The 19,402-nt window shown below is 53.8% G+C and carries 9 protein-coding genes and 3 pseudogenes; 3 read left to right on the plus strand and 9 right to left on the minus strand.

The features are described from left to right. Positions 1 to 544: 544 nt before the first annotated feature. From CWS43_RS24505 to CWS43_RS24530, 5 genes are all read right to left on the minus strand, one after another. Complete coding sequence (locus tag CWS43_RS24505) at positions 545 to 889, minus strand: hypothetical protein (RefSeq protein WP_101079772.1); 345 nt, start codon at positions 887 to 889, stop codon at positions 545 to 547. Between the two features lie 201 nt (positions 890 to 1,090). Continuing rightward, positions 1,091 to 2,199 (minus strand): IS3 family transposase gene (locus CWS43_RS24515; protein WP_369825942.1). Its coding sequence is split into 2 segments (ribosomal slippage): positions 1,091 to 1,938 and positions 1,938 to 2,199, totalling 1,110 coding nucleotides; the frame shifts between segments, so codons are not numbered across the junction. Positions 2,200 to 2,381: 182 nt separating this feature from the next. Next, a complete protein-coding gene (locus CWS43_RS24520; RefSeq protein WP_101079773.1) occupies positions 2,382 to 2,690 on the minus strand; it encodes a colicin in 309 nt (102 codons plus the stop codon). Beyond that, positions 2,687 to 2,800, minus strand: coding sequence for a polymorphic toxin type 50 domain-containing protein (locus tag CWS43_RS27855; RefSeq protein ID WP_101079774.1), 114 nt, complete (start codon positions 2,798 to 2,800; stop codon positions 2,687 to 2,689). Before CWS43_RS27855 ends, CWS43_RS24520 begins: the two co-directional genes overlap by 4 nt. 88 nt (positions 2,801 to 2,888) lie before the next feature. Further along, complete coding sequence (locus CWS43_RS24530) at positions 2,889 to 3,152, minus strand: hypothetical protein (protein ID WP_101079775.1); 264 nt, start codon at positions 3,150 to 3,152, stop codon at positions 2,889 to 2,891. Positions 3,153 to 3,330: 178 nt separating this feature from the next. Here CWS43_RS24530 and CWS43_RS27325 point away from each other — a divergent pair, with 178 nt between their 5' ends. Together CWS43_RS27325 and CWS43_RS24545 are read left to right on the plus strand one after the other, a co-directional pair. Next, positions 3,331 to 3,522, plus strand: a complete 192-nt coding sequence (locus tag CWS43_RS27325) for a hypothetical protein (RefSeq protein ID WP_157825436.1) — start codon at positions 3,331 to 3,333, stop codon at positions 3,520 to 3,522. A 449-nt stretch (positions 3,523 to 3,971) separates the two neighbouring features. Next, a pseudogene (locus tag CWS43_RS24545) lies at positions 3,972 to 4,400 on the plus strand (transposase); the annotation flags it as partial. Positions 4,401 to 4,420: 20 nt separating this feature from the next. On the opposite strand, the gene CWS43_RS24550 reads toward CWS43_RS24545, so the two are convergent. Continuing rightward, entirely contained in the window at positions 4,421 to 4,666 is a 246-nt protein-coding gene (locus CWS43_RS24550; protein WP_101079776.1) for an Imm74 family immunity protein, read from the minus strand. Continuing rightward, positions 4,663 to 14,958 carry a hemagglutinin repeat-containing protein gene (locus tag CWS43_RS24555; protein ID WP_101079777.1) on the minus strand — a complete coding sequence of 3,432 codons (10,296 nt, stop codon included), beginning with the start codon at positions 14,956 to 14,958 and terminating at the stop codon, positions 4,663 to 4,665. The genes CWS43_RS24550 and CWS43_RS24555 overlap by 4 nt, the downstream gene beginning before the upstream one ends. Positions 14,959 to 15,373: 415 nt before the next feature. On the opposite strand from CWS43_RS24555, the pseudogene CWS43_RS27860 reads away from it, so the two are divergent. Further along, positions 15,374 to 15,478: pseudogene (locus CWS43_RS27860) on the plus strand (integrase); the annotation flags it as partial. Between the two features lie 43 nt (positions 15,479 to 15,521). Here the strand turns inward: CWS43_RS27860 and CWS43_RS24560 are convergent. After that, positions 15,522 to 18,554, minus strand: a complete 3,033-nt coding sequence (locus CWS43_RS24560) for a UvrD-helicase domain-containing protein (RefSeq protein WP_101079778.1) — start codon at positions 18,552 to 18,554, stop codon at positions 15,522 to 15,524. Positions 18,555 to 18,730: 176 nt separating this feature from the next. Then, positions 18,731 to 19,105 (minus strand): annotated as a pseudogene (locus CWS43_RS24565) (type I restriction enzyme endonuclease domain-containing protein); the annotation flags it as partial. Positions 19,106 to 19,402: the final 297 nt, after the last annotated feature.

Here is a 19,402-nt window from a genome sequence, read left to right on the forward strand (position 1 = left end):
CCCTAAAATATCTAATTGTTTTATAAGTTTTTCGCCTTCATTTATCTACCATCCTGTGTCTGCTGGCTGCTGTCCCTCATGGTAATCGTTCCGGCTGCAACAGCAGACTGCGTCATGCCCGCGCTGCTTCCTGGCTGAAGTTCGGCAATGTTATTCACCGCTATCCAGGGCAATGACTGCCAACACCATCTGTACCTCATAGCTTTCAAGGGCCGATGTAACGCCCCCTTCATGCGCGTTCTTAAAATTACGGCTGCCAAAATAATCGGGTTTTTACTGGATCAAAGAGCATGATTTATCCTCAACATGGGTTATTTCCACAAAATATGACAGGTGTTTAATTTTTCGCAGCCCCGGAACCAACAGTATTGGCATTGAAATTACCATCTTTCAAATTTTGAATTGCTTGCTGCTTTATTGACCCCGGTAAATTCGAATTTCTGATCGCGGTCTGTGAGTATCAAGTGCCTTCGCACTTATAGTTGTTTTAGTTAATGTCTTATAATAATCAAGTATCTTAAAACCAGGAGAAACAATACTATATTCATACATCATTTTTAACTAAAAAAATATTAATATCATCTATAGCATCACTTATATAACCTGAAATCGCTTTGTTTTTTTCTTGCTGTTTAAAAGCATCCAGAACTTTATCTATTTCTAACATTCCGTGAATGCGTACAATATGCCCTAAACAGGTTGCAGCTATTTTACTAACCTCAATATTATCGCTTTTTAGACAATCCAAACAAATATCCTGCGCCCATTTCCAATCACTTTCATAGAAAGAAATTGACACTAAAGCAGCACATATTTTATTTACATCATTAGAGGCCAAATCAGAGATTAAAGCATCTCTAGATTGACGTTTAGGATTTTGAAAAAACATGCATTACCTCGTAATAATCTTGCCTTTATTATTAACCATACCAGCCTGTTGAAGCGCATTTTTCATGTCTTGAGTAAGATCTTGCCAACTTCTAACATGCCCATGACCTGCCCCCAGGATTAAATACAACGCTCACTTAGTAATGTCGGATCCTGACCCTGACCCCGAATATGTTCCAGGCATAATCAGGAATAACCGGCTTCAGGTTGGTTGCTTATTCTGGCAACCGACAGATTTTTCGGCAAATTCAGATGGGGTCATCCAGCCCAGCGCAGAATGGGGACGACTCCGGTTATAGTGTATGCGCCAGGCTTCGATTTTGCACCGGGCATCCTCCATCGACATAAACCAGTTCTCGTTCAGGCATTCCTGCCGCAGCCTGCCGTTGAAGGACTCCACCGTGGCCTTATCCGTGGGCGTACCCGGTCGCGAGAAGTCAATCCGGATATCACGTTCGTACACCCATTTATCCAGCATTTTTCCAGCAAATTCAGAACCATTATCAGTTTTCAGGAGCTGTGGCAGCGGTCGCCTCAGCGCAATGTTATTCAGCATCTCAGCCACTTCTGAAGACCGCAGGTTCTGGCCCACGCAGATCCCCAGACATTCGCGCGTGTAGAGATCGATTACCGTCAGCAGGCGCAGCCGCCGACCGTCAAACAACGCATCGGAGACAAAATCCATACCCCATACGTGGTTGGGATACAGCCCCTGCGGAGGGGACTGACGTTTCAGCGCAGATTTATTGCGGCGGGGGCGTTTTAGCCGCAGCGACAGCCCCTGCTCACGGTAGAGCCGGTAGATGCGCTCGTGGTTATCACGCCAGCCTTCCCGTTTCAGCATGACGTGTACCCTGCGGTAGCCGTAGTGGACCCGGGTTTCGGTTATCTCCCTGATGCGCAGTCGCAGCGCACTGCCGTCTGCCGCAACGGAGCGGTAGCGGAACGAACTGCGGCTGACCTGCAGCGCAAAGCAGACCTGTCTCTCACTGGCACCATAGCGGGTCTGTAAATCCCTGACCCACTCGCGCAGGCGTGCCAGCGTCAGCTCTTTTTTGCCAGCACATCCTGAAGCATGGCCTTGTCGAGGCTCAGATCGGCAACCAGCTTCTTCAGGCGAAGGTTTTCCTCCTCGAGCTGCCGCATATGTTTCAGTTCTGAAGGAGAAATCCCGCCGTACTTTTTGCGCCAGGTGTAGAACGTGGCATCGGAGATGCCCAGCTTGCGGCAGACTTCCGGTACGGGCGTACCCAGCTCAGCCTGCTTCAGGGCAAAGACTATCTGCTCTTCGGTGAATCGTGACTTTTTCATCGGCACAACCTCCGCTCGTGAGGGAGTGAATATCATGCCGGAATTCTGTTTCTGAATGGGTCAGGATTTTGGGGTAGTGTCAGCCTCAGAATCTACTGCCCTGTTAAGCATTTGAGGTGGATTACTAGCCGTTGGAACAATAGAGCTTGGAAACGTCTCTGATTCATTTCCTTTTGCACCTACTAATCATACTCTCGACGACAGTAGACAAAACCTCCCAAGCACTCAAGCTTCCCAATTGGATCCGATTCAAACTTGCATTCCAGATTTATTCGAAAAATTTTTTCTTGACCAATTGAAGCTGAAATATTTGTAGCAACAACCTCTAAGCTTTCCCAATCAAAATCTGTGGGTTGTCTGTCAAGGTAGTAACAAATATGCAACGTTCGATCATCCGCTAGAGAAATAGCGATCGCTCTTATTGCAGGGTATATCTCACCAATCAGAGCGCGCCAAACACACAAAACTAACCACTCAGGAAAATTTTTCATGGCTTCACCTCAACAGTAGCCGGGTTTGTTGGAACAATATGCGCTCCGTTTTTGCCTGAATGTATTGTTCCATATCTCGTCGCCAAGCCAGAGGAGCCATCAACACCAATGTTTTGACCAAATTCACTATGCCACTACAGATTCACTGACAAATACAGAATGCTAAAGTTCCTCAAGATAGATATTACTGAGCTTATGCTAAGAAGCAACGCCTCTAAGAGCACCTGGTTTTACGATTAGAAGGTCATCCTTTTCTCGTCTTTTGCATTGTTTAGCAAAATCTACTGCCATGACAGGATTACTCAGAAAGATATTATACTCGCTTTCACTTATCTCATAATATTCTTCATAATCAATCATGTGATTGGTTACAGGAATGGACAGATAATATCGAGCAGTCTCTGTTTCAATTCCAATAGAATATCTTTCCTCTCTGCTAAAAAAAACGTCTTTAAATTTCATTAAATTATCTCATCTAAATTTAACAGGAGAAACCGTGTAATCACTGGGTAATATACTCCCCGCATCAATTACTGCTTCGGCGTTATTGTTTGGTAGTATACCTCCCGGTATCCAAAATTCATTCACACCGGCCTCATTACCAGAAGGAATCCGTAGATTAAAATCACCAGGTTTAGGGATGTCAACACGTACAACATTACCTGTAGAAAAGAAGCCGGAAGGTAAACCGGTAGCTGGACTGCTCCTCCGTCGCGGTGGTGATGTTCACGTCACGACCGGCGTTCAGGGCAAGGTCGCCGTTGGCCTCAACCCTTCCTGCCCGACATTTTCACGGATACTCACGCTTTTATTGCTGTGTCTCTCGCTGTAGGTGCCGGTCTGCTGCGTATTCAGGTTGACTTCGCGACCGGCGCTAAGCTAGGCATTGAGGAGTTGCGCCACTTGCGAGTTCAAATCCCATCCTGCGCTAAGCGTCAGGTCGTTACCCGCGCAAGCGCCTGCACTGACCGTACTGGCCTGGCTGCCGGTAGTCTGTGTGCTGGATTTTTGCCGTGGATTTACTTGTGCTCAGTGCGTTGTCTGTAATGTTAATATCGTTGAGTGCAACCGGTTGCAAATCGCTGCTGATGTTGTTGATATTCCCATTTTCAGCAGAACCAGCTACTGGCGTACTCGGGGTCGTAGTCGCTTTTGCACCATCTAGATATTTAAAATTTCAATATACAAATCATCTGTACCTATAAAAGTGTAGTGGCACACTGAATTTGGCCACCTGAACAGAGGTGATATCATCGCCTCATAGTCAAAACAGGTGACATTATGACCGGACGTAACAGACGCAACTTTAGCCCCGAGTTTCGCCTCGAAGCTGCCCAGCTTGTACTCGATCAGCACTACACTGTTGCCGCTGCTGCCACTGCGATGAATATCGGCAAATCCACGATGGACAAATGGGTTCGACAACTGAAAGAGGAACGAGCGGGAAAATCACCCGTCGCTTCACCCATGACACCTGAGCAGATTGAGATACGTGAGTTGAAGAAAAGACTTCAACGCGTTCTTGATGTCAGGCTCCCTGAAAAATTCTCATTAGTTGAGAAACTCAGGGCGCGGTTTCCTGTTGCCGTTGTGTGCAACGTGTTTGGGGTTCATCGCAGCAGTTATAAATACTGGCGGCAGCCCAGGAAACCTGACGCCACGAGGGTGGCATTACTGAGCCTTGTGCGTGAAGTTTATCGCGAAAGTAACTGTTGTTGCTTTTGCACCTACTAGCTTTCAACTTCCAAGGTATGCCCTCCCCTGGAAAAATCGGCCTGAATATCAGCAACGATCATATCGACATCATCGACAGTCATAATCTGATTTTGATTTGGAGCATTCCAAAACTTTAAAGACCCCCTGTACAACACGAAACCCATTTTATCGCTACCAAGAAAAAACATCTCACCCTGAGCGGTCGCCGTTCTATCTCCAATTTTCACTTGGATATGACCCCGAGAGACTTCAAGAATCATTGATCCCCCCTAACATAAATAATTTTTTCACCCATTGTTACAGGATCAATAGTAATAATTTTATCTACGTTAGGGTTTTTAATCAATGCAGGCAACTCCGCCGTTTCCCAAACATTTCCAGGTCGTAAACTCTGCCCGATTACTGCACGCACCGTTCCAGAAACCCCACTTGCGTACTCTGCAGAAATATCTTGCCATGCCTTCACAACAGCCGGATTTGTAGCGTCCCATGCAGGCATTTGTATGCCGCGTTGAGCCATCAATGCTTCGAGGGTAGTCCCTCCTTGTTGCGCCGCAATCTGCTGAGCTATATCTGCGCCACCAACTCCATCAGTTCGGCCGGACCAAAAAAACGCCTCACTCGGTTTAGTCGATACATCTTTTGCACCAACCCCAACCCCAACCCCAACCACAGGCCCTAACCCTGAACTTACTACTTTATGTGTCAGTTCAGGATTTTCAGTGTCAGGAAGCGCACCAAGTATCTCATTCTCCTCTTTCCTTATCTCTTCTGCATCCTTCTCGAATTCGCTAAGGTTAGCCTCCGCATTATTCTCCACCGCCGTTTTCCCGGCCACCGCCCCTGTCCCTGCAGCCACTGCCGAATTCCCGGCCACGCCACCCGCCAGCCCGGCGGCCAGCGTACTCAGCGCACTCACGTTGGCTTTTTGGTCGTTCGTCAGCTCGGCAGGGTCTTTTCCTGGGTACAACTCCTGTGTAATAAGATAGGCGGCCAGTTCCCCTGTCGCAGCACCTGCTGCGCCACCGGTGACAGAACTGCCCTGCAGATAGGCAACTACCGCACCAGCAAGCGCATGACCGGTAATATTTTCAACGTCGTTAACATTGCCTTTGCTATCCGTGGTAGCCGCCTTCACTGCCAGCGACAGATAAGGTGCCAGCCCGCCCGCCAGCGCCTGGCTCATATCGCCACCGGAGAGACCGGCCAGCGCACCGGAGATAGCCGTGCCCGCCGTCCAGAACGGGCTGCCGATACCGTATTTTTGCTCTGCAGCGATATATTCCGGCGAGTTCTCCAGCATCGTCTGCCTGTCTTCTTTCGAGGCATTGATGTACGCATCGGTCCCCGACAACCGGGCAAGCGCATCACTTTTGGCATTGACCTGCGCCTGCAGCACCATGTTCTGCATCGTCTGCGCGCCAATCTCGCTGATGGCCTGAGCGACTGCCTGATTTTCTTCTATTTTTTGTTTGTCAAAAATCTTGTCGATATGCCCGTTGGCATCGTCCGTATCCCGGCTCAGCGTACCCACATCCTGCGTTTGCTGGCCGGTATCACGCACCGTAATACTGCCGTCGGCCACCGCAGAGCGGGTCGTGCCCGATGCACTGCCGCTGGCGTTGGTCATCACCGGCAGCACACCACCGACATTCTTCCCCTTGGCGTTATCATTCGAGAAACCGGCGCTGACGCCGACGCTGCTGGCGCTGTAGTTCGCCTTATTCTGGATATCGCCCCATCCCAGCGTGCCGGTATTCAGGCTGTTATTCGCCGCATCTGCGGTCGAGGCAATCACCGCGCCGTTCAGCTGCGTATGGTCGCCGACATAAATGTCATAGCCCTGTTTACCGGCAAACAGCCCGCTCTGGTCACCCACGCTGGCGTATTCACTTTGGGTTTTGGACTGGCTCATGCTCAGGGAGGCAGAACCGGTCATTGAGCCGAAGGTGAAGCTGAACCCGCCGCTGACGCTTTGCTGTTTGCTCTGGTAATTGTCCGTATCCTGCAGGCTGGTAAGCGTTAAATCACGCCCGGCGTCGGCGGTGATTTTATCGCCCAATGCCTGCGCACCGGATAATACAGTGTCGCGCCCGCTGCTTAACGTCAGGTTGTCGTGAGCATTCACGCGGGTGTTCACATACTCAGTGGTGTCGCCATCCGATGCCCCTTTCGACGCGTAGCCACTGCCCTGTATGCCCAAACCCGTCTCTTTGCCCAGCGAGATATGTGCGCCAACGCTCCAGCCGCTGGCGCTGTCACTGCTGGTCTGTTTGCTGTTGTTGCTCGCCGCCTCCAGCACCAGGTCATTCTGCGCGGCCAGGGTGATATTGTTCCCTGTCACGCCACTGCCGGTGATATGGATATCGCCGCTCTGGCCGTTACTTCCGGTCGATACAATCGCCACATTCTGACCACCGGTGATGGTACTGCCGGTGACCTGATTCTGCTCCAGTTCGGAAGTGGATTTGCTCTTGCTGGCACCGATATTGACCTGCAGCTTAATAAAGTTGCCGCTCACGTTTCCGTTCATGAGCTGAGCAGCCTGCGTCGGTGCGCCATTCATCGATGCCATCCAGCCCTGCTCGGCGGCCTGCACGCCGTACAATGCCTGCATCCGGCTGTCACTGGTCTGCGAGGCCTGTTTGGCAAGGCTGGTCAGCGACAGCAGCGCATCCGTCACCGGGCTCGACAATGACACCGTCACGCCGCTTTGCTTTTGTTCGTAGATTTGTTTGCGGGTCAGCATGTCGTTGCCGGGGTCGATGGTGACCGAACCGCCGACGATGTTGACGTCGTTTTTGGCAATCACGTCCGAGCCGCCGATGTGCGCCTGCTCACCGGCAATCAGGTTGACGTTGCCGCCGGTGCTGCCAACCGCGCTGCTGCTCTGGCTTTGCGTCGTGCCGTCCTGGTTGATTTGCTGACGCGATGATTTGCTGCCGACAGTGACACCCAGCCCGCCGCCGCTGAACATGCCGCTGGTTTTGGTCTCGCTCAGGCGGTAGCTGGACTGCTCCTCCGTCGCGGCGGTGACGTTGAGGTCTTTACCCGCTTTCAGCGTCACATCCCCGTCCCCGACCACCGACGAGCCTTTCACCGTCAGGTCCTGCCCGGCAACAACTGAGACTTTATCGCCGCTCAGCTGTGAGGCCTTTTCGGTGGTGGCGTAATCCTCTGCCACGGTGTGCGTGGTCGTTTTAGAGAACAGGTGTTTTTTGGTTTTGGTCTTCTCGTCGTAGCTGTACTGGCTCTCCTGCGCGGTGGTGATGTTCACGTCACGCCCGGCGTTCAGCGCCAGGTCGCCGGTGGCTTCAACCTGCGCGGCTTGTGTGGTGATATCCCGCCCGGCGGTGACCGTGGTGCTCCCGCCGCTGGAAACCGCCGTCCCTTCCTGCCCGATATTTTCACGGATACTCACGCTTTTATTGCCGTGGGTCTCGCTGTAGGAGCCGGTCTGCTGCGCGTTCAGGTTGACGTCGCGACCGGCGCTGAGCGAGGCGTTAAGGTCGGCGGTCAGCTGCGCCGCCTGAGAGTTAAGGTCACGGCCCGCGCTGAGCGTCAGGTTGCCGCCGCTGCTCACCACCGTGCGGGTGGCGTTGTTGTCGTCGGCTTTATTTTTACCACTTGTCTGATGGCTGCTTTTGTCCATCGCGTTGAGGTTGATGTCGTTTACCGCCGCCAGCGTGGTGTCGCCTTTAGCTGTTACCGCACTGCCTGCCACCGTCAGGTTGTTACCGGCGCTGGCCGACAGACTACCGCCTGCGCTGACTTCACTGGCCTGGCTGCCGGTGGTCTGCGCGCTGCTGTTTGCCGTCGATTTACGGGTGCTCAGCGCGTTGCCGGTGATGTTGATATCGCCCAGCGCGACCAGTTGCAAATCGCTCCCGGCCGTCAGTTTTGCACCGGTGTTGTTGATGCTGTTGCCCGCCGTCAGGGCAAGCCCGCCGGTGGCCGAAATGCCCGCCACATCCCCGGCCTGGGTATCACTGAAGGTCAGCTGCGCCGTTTTGCCTCTGCCGGTGGCCGGTGCCGCCGTCCACTGCTGCGCCTGCGTGACGTTATTGATGTCGCCGCTGACCGAAGCCAGTGCGACAGTTTGTCCGGCAATAGATGAGCCGATGTTATTGATATCCCCCAGCGCGCTCAGCTGCAGGCTGCCGCCGGAGGCAATCAGCCCGGCGCTGAGGTTATCCAACGTGCTGCTGCTTTTCGCCGCCAGCTGCGTTTGCGCCTGCAGCGTGCTGCCGGCGTTGACGATATGACCCGCGTCGAGGTTGACGGTATTCCCGGAAATCACGCTGCCGGTGACGGCATTCGTGTCATTGGCCGCGAGGTAAAGTTTGGGCGCAAGCACGGTCTGCCCGTCGACGGTGGTTTTCTCCCACCAGACGATGCTTTTGGTCAGCGCCGCGACCTGCTCCGGCGTCAGGCTGACGCCTAACTGCAGCCCCAGCCCGGCCTGCTGCTCCGCCGCGTTGTCTATCAGGTACTGCATCTGCGCCAGGTCGGAGCCGGTGCCGCCGATATAGCGCTGGCCGGTCTGGCTCAGCACCGCGTTATCAACGTAGCGGGTATCAAAGGCCGCATCGCCGAGGAATTTGTAGTCGTAGTCCGGCGTCAGGTTCAGCCGGTTCATAAAGTAGGCCGAGCCGATGAACTGGCTTTCGTCGGTGTAGGCCGGTGCCGTTTCAACGCGCGGGTTAGATGGGGTTCCCGTCTGCACGGCAGGCGTCAGCGCGCCGGTGGTCGGGTGGGCAAGATAATCGTTGAGCGCGTTAAACAGCGCCGGGTCGGTTTTGCCGATGCTGGCGAGCTGCGGATTGGTGGTGATGAGATACGGGCTGGCCGAGTTGGTGCTCGCCACAAACAGGCCGTTATTACCGGTTGGAAGCGGATAATCGGTCAGCGCCGCACCCTGATTGCCGATTTGCTTCAGGGCATCGGTGAACGAATTGTTCCACTGCACTGAGCCGATGGTCAGGTTCTGACCGGCCGCCAGTGAAGCGCTCTTCGTTGCGCTAACCGCCTGCAGGCCAGACGTGCCGTTCAGCGACGGTGCGCTGATGGCATGGGATAAGCCACCCGCATTCGCCGTGGTGGTGGTGTTGCTGATGTTATTGCTGAAGCGGGCGTTAACCGCCCCGCCCGCCTGAATGACGGCGCGGAGACCTTCACCGGTGCTGACGGTTTCGTATTGAGGTGCACCGGTGAGGTTGTAGATCACGGTTGAATTCAGGCTGTTGACGAAATCATAAGTACTGCTGTAGCCCGTTTTTCGGTATTGCGCGATAAACCCCGACTGCGCCGGGGCTTTCCCCAGTTGATCCGTATATTGATAAACGAGGTAGGTATTTTCCTGGCTGTTTTGATACGACTGGTTATTGAGGGAGGCACCGGAAAGGGCAATGTTATTGCCGGCCAGCATCGTGCTGGCCATATTATCCAGTGACCCGGCAGAGACGGTTAGATCATGATTAGCCGCAATACGCCCCGCACCGCCATTGGCAACCGCTGTCAGCGTTGATGTGCCCTGCAGATAGCGTTGAGTGGCACCTGCCGCAGTGGGATCCAGATAATAAGTACTGATACTTTCAGTTTCACCATTGTTGCCATTGCCAGGTATGATCCGATTGATTGTCTTGGTATAAATGCCCAGATCTTCATCGCTCAAGTCCCCAAGTTTCACCTTGATGGAACTGGCGCCTGAGGAGGCCGCATTGCTGGCGGCTGCCTGATACGAACTCGACGTACTCAGCCCGTCACGCTGATTCAGCAGGTGCCCGGTATTGATGGTGATATCGCCGTTGGTGGTTTCGATATCCCCCGAGGTATTGACCACTTCACTGTTGGCATTACCCGCTGCATCACGCTGCAGCCACAGGCTGTTGCCCGCCAGAATATCGCCGTAGTTGTTATGGATGCTGTCGGCCAGCAGCTGCATGTTGTTACCGGCATACAGCAGCGCGCTGTTCGCCAACTGACCCGCGGCGGACATCACCACGTTGCCTGCGCCACCGACAAACCCGCTGTTGTTGAGCACGCCCCGGCTGGCGAGACGGATATCCCCGCCGGACTGCACGCTGCCGCTGCCGTTAAGGGTGATGTTGTTCGCATCCACGCCCACCGTACCGCTGCCGCCGCGCAGCTGGCCGCTGTTGGCAAAGTTACCCGTGGCGCTGAGCTGAATGCCGTTACCCTGCAGTGTCCCGAGGATGTTCAGGTCGCCCTGCGTGCTGAGGTTCAGGTTCTGCCCTGCCGCCAGTGTGCCGGTCTGGGTGAAACCGGAGCCGAGCTGCAGCGTCATATCACCCAGAGCCAGCAGGCTGCCGGCCTGATTAAGCGACGGCGTCACCAGCGTCAGGTTACCGGCGCTGTAAAGTTTACCGCCCGCCTGATTGTCAGCGTTCTGCAGGTTAAGCCCCAGCGTCTGGCTGCCCAAAACGGTGCCGGTGTTGTGCAGGGCGTTCCCGGTCAGTTGCAAACGGTCACCCTGAAGTTGCCCCTGATTGGTCACCTGCGACACGTTCACCGCGCTGTCACCCAGCCCGGTCAGGGTGCCGCCGTTGGTCAGCGTTCCGCCGGTCATCGTCAGCCCCTGCGCCTGCAAAACACCCGTATTCGTCAGCGTCGGAGCGGAGACCGTTAACTGACCGCCGGTCAGCAGCGTGCCCTGATTATTGAGATTGTCCGTCAGGGTCAGGTGGCTGACGCCGTCGCCCTGCAGCTGCCCCTGGTTGAGCAGCGTCTGCGCACCCAAATCTAATGTCCCCTGGCTGCGCAGCGTGCCGCCGCTCAGGTTGGTGATGCCGTTTTGTACCCTGGCCTGCAGGCTCTGCTGGCCCTGCAGCTGTCCGCCGTTGGTCAGGCTGTCCGCGGTCAGCACCAGATTATCCGCCTGCAGGTTGCCGCCGTTGACGATACTCGCCGCGTTAAGCGTGCTGGTGCCGCCGCTCAGCAAGGCGCCGCCCTGCTGCACCTGCAGATGGCCGCTGAGGGTGGCCGCCAGTGCGCTGACCCCGCTGGCCGTACCGCCGCCGGTGAGCGTGCCGCCGGTCAGGGTGAGATTATCCGCCGACCAGTTCCCCTGATTGCTGAGGCTGGCGGCCTGCAAGACGGCGAGTCCGGTTGAAACAATTTTGCCCTGCGCCTGCGTGTTGAGCGCGCCGGTCAGGGTCAGGTTCGCCTGCGCAGTGGTCCGGATGGCACCATTGAGATCCAACTGACTGGCGTGTAAATCCGCGCTCCCGGCCTGCCAGCTGCCGTTGTTGGTGACGTGCCCGGCGGTGACGGTGAGCGCCCCCTGGGTGAGCATCTGCCCGCCGGTGGCGTTGGTTAAGTCCTGCTGCAGCTGCGCCGTCAGGCCTTTCAGCCCAATCAGGTTGCCGCTGTTGTCCGCGCTGTTGGCGGTCAGGGCCAGCGTGTCACCCTGAATCTGCCCCGTGTTGCTGACGTGGTCAGCGGTGACTGTTGCGGTGTTATCACTGAGCAACTGGCCGCTGTTTTCCAGCGTCGCGGCGTTCACCTTGGCATCGCCGGAGGAAAGCAGGCTGCCGGTGTTACTGAGGTCACTCTGAACCTGAGCGTTCAGACCGGCAGTCCCCAGTGCGGTACCGGTGTTGGTCAGGGTGTTGCCGGTAAGCGTAAGCTGCCCGCCCTGTAACCGCCCCTGATTTTGGGTATCGTCGGCCTGCACGCCAAGCGTGCCGCCGGAAATCACCTGCCCCTGCGCGCCGTTATTCAGCGTGCCCGCCGTCAGCGTGGTATCCCCGCTGCCCTGCAGCAGACCGTTATTGCTGATGCCCGTGGCATTCACGCCAACGGTTTTCGCCAGAAGCTGGCCGTTATTGATTAACGTGGGGGCATCCACGGTCAGGCCGTTGCCCGCCGAGATCACCCCCGCGCCCTGATTGGTCAGGCTGGTTTGGGCATGAATACCCAGATCGCCCGCAGAAATGCTGCCCTGATTGTCCAGCGTATTGCCTTCCAGGTTCATCAGGTTCTGCGCCGCCAGGCTGCCCTGCTGATGCAGGGTTCCGGCAGTAAGATGCAGGCCGTCGTCCGCCGTGATCGCCCCGCTGTTTGTGAACGTCGTCGCGCTGACATCGACATTATCAGCGCCGAGCGTCGCGTTATTGGTCAGGGTGCCCGCACTGATCGTCAGCGCCCCCGGCGTCACCAGTTTACCGCCCAACTCAGCGCCTTCAGACGCACTGATCCCCAGCGCGTTTTTGCCCTGTGTTTGCGAGCCGTTGCCCGTGGTCAGTTGTTGCGTGTTCAGCGCCATGCTGCCATCGGCAGACAGGAAACCGTTCAGGCTGGCGTTGCCTGCACTGAGGTTCACATCCCCCTGACTGGTTTGCACCGAACCCGCATGGCTGGTCAGTGTATCCGCCGTGAGATCTGCGCCCTGCGTGCCGGTGAGCGTGCCGCCCAAATCCGCCTGTGCCGTTTTCAGCGTCAGTTTGCCGTCGGCCAGTAATGTACTGGAATCGCCGTTCGTCACGCCGTCACGGACATTCAGCGTCAGGTCGCCGTTGGTGCCGGTCAGCCCCTGATTATTGAGCTGGTTCAGGGTGAAGGTCTGGTCACCGCCGGACTGCGCCGTGCCGGTGTTGGTGAAGGTGCCACCGTTAAGCTGCTGCGTACCCAGCGACTGCAACAGGCCGCTGTTACCGAGCGTGCCAAAGCTGAACTGCCCGTTGCGGTTGGCCGCCAGCGTACCGGCGTTACTGAAATCACCGGCGGTGAAGTTCAGGTCACGGCCAGCAATCAGGCTGCCCGACCACTGGCCGCCCTGTGCAATATCCGAGATGATGTCGTTCTGCGCCGAGGTTTTGCCACCCTGCGCAGCATTGAGCCGGTCAGCGGTGACTGAGAGATTGCCGCCCGCACGGGTTGTGCCGTCGAGCTGTTGCTGCTGTGCGGATAACTGCATATCGCCGGCGGAGGCGAGAGAACCACTGCTGGTCACCTGCAATGCGCCGCCGCCTGCCGCCAGCGTGTTGCCGTCCAGCACACCGGCGATCGTGGAAGCGTGGCCTGCCGTCAGGGATAAATCTTTGTCGCTGTGGATACTGCCTGATGCGCCGACGGAGAGGTCTGTCGCGTTCAGGTCAGCGTTGCCGGTGGTGGAAATCTGGCCGTTAAGCACCTGCTGCCCGGCGGTGAGCTGAATATCCCCGAGGCTGGTGATGAGCGAGTGTTGCCCGGCGTTCAGGGACGTGCTGTTAAGCGTCAGGCCGTTTTTGCCGGTCAGCGTGCCGTCGGCAATCATCTGCCCGCCGCCGAGGCTCAGCCGGTCACCGGCAAACAGTGAGCCTTGTTCGCCCACCGTCATCTGGCCTGCGACCTGCACACCCAGCCCCTGCTGCGAGCCAATCAGCCCCTGATTATTCAGGGCAGTGGCGGTGATATGTTGTGCCCCGCCGGACTGCAGTGTGCCGCTGTTGTTCAGCGCCGTGGCCTTCAGCGTCTGCGCGCCCTGCGCCTGTATCAGGCCGCCGTTGGTCAGCGTCTGTGCCTGAAGCTGCACGCCGCCGCCCGCCGCAAGCTGGCCGTTATTGGTGAGGTCACCCGCCGACGTCAGCGTCGTATCGCCGCCTGACTGCTGGGTGCCGTTAAGGGCGATGGCCTGCGCATTCGCCGTCAGTTTGCCGGTGGCGGTGGCGTTGCTCAGCGTCAGCTTACCGCTGGCGTCAATCTGCATGTCGCCGACCGACGCATTCAGGTTACCGAGGTTAACCCCGACCCCCTTGTCGCCGGAGACCAGATGAATACGGTTGGCGTACATGCCGCCCAGCGCGCCGGTGTCGATAGCCACCGACGGCACGCCTGCGCCGGATACCGGCGTGGCGTTGCCCTGCGCATCCACATGATTCGCGCCCAGGGTGACGTTTAAATCTCTGGCGTACAGCCCGGCGTTAATCTGCGCGGCGCGTGAAATCAGCGAGAAGGCGTCGCTCTGGCGGGCGTCCAGCCCCTGGCCTTCGACGGTAATGCTGCCCTGCGTTACCTCAAGGGACTGCAGCGAGCCGTCCGCGCCCAGCACCGGTTTGCCGGTGGTTAACGTGGCGTTCGGGGTATTGAGAAAGCCGCAGCCGTTACAGGTGATGCCGTACGGGTTGGCGACCATGACGTTCGCCGCTTTACCGGCGACTTCCATGTAGCCATTCAGCTGCGACGGATTGGAGGACACCACCTCGTTAATGATGCCCTTCGCTTCCTGCCCTGCGGCAAGATTGGGGTTGTTTTGAATCAGACCGCCGAGCTGAGTCTGCGTGAGCTTGCCGGTGGCGTTGTTGAGGATGAGGCCCTGCTGGCCGACGTTGAAATCATTGTAGGTGTTATGCGAAATCCCGGCCTGATTCGGGGTGGCGATATTGACCACCGGCACGCCGTTGGCGGCCTGGTCGGTACGGGTGTTGCCGCCTGCGACCGTCACGCCTGCCGCAAATGCGGGCACCACAGGCTGCCACACCAGCCAGCCCATCAGCCCGTACGCCAGCACCCTGCGCCATAAGGCAACAGGTTGTTCTTTCGCCGATTTCATCCCCGAATTCCTTCTCGCCAGTCAGAGTGAAAAACCAAGGTAAGCTGGCTGGAGAAAGGCACGGATGACTGTGTAACAGTACTTATGATTCACCTGTCCGCGGGCTTTCTCACGCCGTTTTGTTCCCCTTTCACTTCCGGCTGTAGCATCAGAAGAAGGGTTTAACATTCAGCACCTATCGACCGGAAAAGGATCCTTCTTTAACGATTAGCGGACTAAGAACATTTCAAGATATGTATAAAAAGGTATGGCACTAAACATTAAAAAATATTGTGAGTAAGGGTATTTGGAGAGGATTACGCCTGACGACATTCTGTCCGGGAAGGAAATAAGGCAAACCGGGCTGGATGTAAGCGCTGCTGACGTGCTGATTTAGAAATACTTAGATACAAGCCGTTTAAAAAGCAAAGAAGGGTTACCCCTGAACCATGTTCCGGAAGACAGATTGATACGCACTTACCAGGCAGGTCAGCAGGCCAGGAAGCTTAAGGATTTGTTCATGCGATGGGGAGGCGTTCTGAAAGCTTCCACAGACATCGTTGTTTTAGGTATCCACTCAATCATCATCTCTCCTGCATGATTGCTGCATGTTGTTTTGCGGTATCGACCCTGCGTTCGTACTCTTCGCTCGTAATGTTTTCATAACAACAGTCTGCCTCATCCCGACGATAGCGGTTGCAGCCATAAAAAGCGCCACCGTCTTTGTTCTTACGCTTAACCATGATGCCAAGGCCACAACGCCGACAGACAATTTCAATCTCCTGACATTCCGGATTCACGCATATCTTTTGCATACTATTGTGCATCACCATCGGAGAAGTGCATTGCTTGCAGGAACTGGCCATGTAATCACAGGCTGGCGAGTGGGAACAGACATAGAATTTTTTATCATAGCGACTCACTTTGCCCGTTAAGGAGCCGGATTCACATTCAGGACAACTCCACTGACCGATTTCAAGAGAATCACTTTTCGTGATGAGCTGTTTACCCATTCTTGCAATCTCCTCAACAAAAGCTGAGGTATTTTGGCTATCAAAGATCATAAATACATAGTGTCGGGCACGCGTAACGGCAACATAAAACAACCGACGCTCCTCAGCAAACAGGTATGGCTCTTGCTCTGGGAGAAGAAGGTCTATCAGCTCATCATTTTCTTTAGCTGATGGAAAACTCCCTTTCTCAAGTCCCAGGAGTAGCACGTAATTTGCTTCCAGTCCTTTACTGGCATGCGCGGTTTGATATTGAATGTCCAGCAGTGGAAATTCGACCATTAGTGCCTTTACGTCTAACGTCTTCAAATCCCGCATATTTTCCAGGCGATAGCGGCCGATAAGCATGACTGGAGCCCGACGGATACTGTTCAGTCTCAGTTCCCGGCTATGGCAACGAGCAAGCGCCCTCTTAATTTGCTGACGATAAGCCTCAGCTTTTCTTTGATTGCGATCGGCCAGGTTAATACTGGGTACTTTTTCCTGAATATCGAGCAGTTGTACCGCCGCATGATCCACCTGGACGTGGGTAGTAATCTCTTTCTTCAACTGTGCAGGATTACGGGTGACAAAGGTGGAACTGAGCTCATGTATACGATTGTTAAATCGATAACTTTTGTCCAGAGGTAACATTTTCGCTGGCGAAAACTGATGATCAAAGCGGGTAAAAAAGCGGAGATCTGAGCCATTGAAACGATAAATAGCCTGCCAGTCATCCCCTACCGCAAATAGCCGCATGTTATCCCGGGTGGCCAGTAACGCTTTTAACAACTTACCTCGTCCACCCGAAAGATCCTGAAACTCATCAACCAGAACATAGTCATAGCGATGATGGAATTGTCCCTCCTGAAGTGCCGTTGTCGCTTCAGCAATCATATCGCTGAAGTCCATCTCCTGTTGTTCTTTGAGATACGCTTCGTAGGCATCATAGATGGGTTTAAATAACACGATAAATGCCTGGGTGCGCCCCATATCTATACGCTGAGGTGATGCCAGGAGGTCTGAAAACGAAAATTGCCCTTCCTTGAAAAGGCTAAGGAAACGGAGCATCAGATCGATAAATCCTTGCCACGGCGATGAACCTGAGTTTTTAAGCTCATCCAGAAGCGTGTCTGTATCACGTAAATGCTGTGGTTCTTCCACCCGATTAAGTATATCGAGGATATTTTCTTCAAGTATTCCTTCGCTCAATTGATAGCTGTATAACTCTTCCAGGCAGGTATTATGCTGTTTATGCAGTTTCCGTTTCCAGGCAACCCCCTCAAGGTATGCGTTCTGGTCAACAAAGGGGGCCGTTCTCATTTCCCGGTCTACGCCTAAATATTCAATATAAGTCTTACTTCCCGGCAAGTAGAAGTCCGGTTTATACTGGCGGCGTTCAATGGTCGCTGTGCTGACTTCATAATTGGCTTCGTACTCGAAGGGAACAGAGTACAAATATAAGTAGTTGGCAACCCGTAACTCGCCTACACTCTTAACCCATTGCCCAGTCAGCGTAATCAGGCGGCAACTTTGTAGAAACTCATGGTATTCTTCAATAGCATTGAAATCATATTCACAACGCCCTGGCGTGCTATAACATACAAAATATTTAACTAATTGTGTTTTATAATCATCGCTGAGGCTTATTTCTGCTTCTAATGCAGACTCAATAAATTGTCTTAATTCATTATCTTGCTCGGCAAAACGTGTAAGCGAACGCTTGACACCAACGCTTTGAGCAACAATACGATTGCCGAACGCATGGAAGGTTGTCGCTTTTAACTTGTCACCACTTTCTGGCAATCGCTCAGAGATACGTTCAGCCATTTCCCGCGCTGCTTTATTACCGAAGGCCAGCATTAAGATATTTTCAGGCTGAGCTAAGCCGGCCTTCAATAGATATCCTGCTTTACCAATCAGTGTCGACGTTTTCCCTGTCCCGGCACCAGCAACAACCAAAGTATGATCTTCATTAGTGACGCAGGCTTTGCGCTGAGGAGCACTCAGCGGTTGTGATTCAATCTGATCAAAGAAAGTTTGATAAGACGACAAGAGTCGCGGGATTACTTGCTCGTTAAAGTGATTTCTTCCCGATTCTGAAACATCAGTAATGGATAATTTCAATGCCAGCTGTGCAATGGGGTTATCACCTTCTCGGGCAATAAAATCAGCGTCAATGGCAAGATCCTGCAGACGTTGTTTAACCAGAACGAGTTGAGACAAAGAGCGCCATTCCCATGAAGAAAAATAGTGTTCACCTTTCTGATAACATCTGACAACCTCAAGTAGCTCTCGCCACTCAGCGCTATGCTGAAAAATATCCAGAGCTGCGCATTGTATCCTTTGGATAAACATTTCAAGCTGCTGAACATTGAAACCATTTAGCCGATACGACGTACTTTCTGTCCCAATAGCCATATTTGAATACAGCCATTTACGATTGATCTTAACATTTCGAATATCATCAATAGGCAATTGCACTTCCGCACCATGGTGTTTGAATGCCAATTGGCCCGGAGAAAGCGTTATTTTATTTGAGCGTCGGCGTAAAATGCCCCACAGGTCATAAAATGGATGAGTACTGAGGTTGTGTTCACTTTGCAACTGTGGGGTAAATTTGTTCATTCTTGATGGAAAAGCCGCAAATGTAGAAGTTAAAAAAAGATAACTGAATAAAAGAAAATATTCAGCATTGCCGTTAAGTTCCTCGTAATGACATATTCATCAATTCATTCGAAGCTTCTTTCGGTTTGACGGAGGGCAATATTCTGCTCTCGTAATCAAGGTAAAGAGTTAAGGTGTCATACCATACACCTGCTTGACACGCCTTCCGCCTGCTCCAAAACCAGCGCTACGGCACCTGCTGTTTTATATGGCGTATGCTCATACTTACGCAGCGTCTGACGCACCAGAATACGCAGTCGTACCCGTACGCTTTCCCGCACTGCGCTTTCGTTTTGTGCAAGCGCATCATCGCACACCATCGCCTCCAGGAACGCTTTCGCTGTCTGGATCAGTTCTTTAATGACCTGCGCGGTTTCAATCGCAAGATTACGCAGTGGCATCTCCCACACTTCTTCCAAAAACTCACCGGACAGCAGGCCAACATTCGGTTTATCCCGTCCAGCTAAGGCGAATACATCCTCAACACCGGTAGCGGCAACGGCGTAATCCAACTCGTTAAGGAACTGCTGTTCAGCGTTGTTCATGAAAATCCTCAGGAAAGATCACTGCGACAACCGCAAATCACACTATCGTTGATTAAGCTTTGGAATGATTTTCGCAAAATGATACCCGTAACGAATGCAATCACAAAACGATACTGCGCAAAGAAATTTGCATTTGTTCACGTAATAATAGGAAACTGAACCGCCGTTCCGCTTGCCGCCCACAACCCTGCGCTATCTCGCAATGTTTGCATGCTGAACAACCCTATCGCATAGAAACGGTAACGGTGATTAATGTTGAAAATG

This window comes from Rahnella sp. AA (genome assembly GCF_002834385.1).
In the GTDB taxonomy this organism is placed as follows: domain Bacteria; phylum Pseudomonadota; class Gammaproteobacteria; order Enterobacterales; family Enterobacteriaceae; genus Rahnella.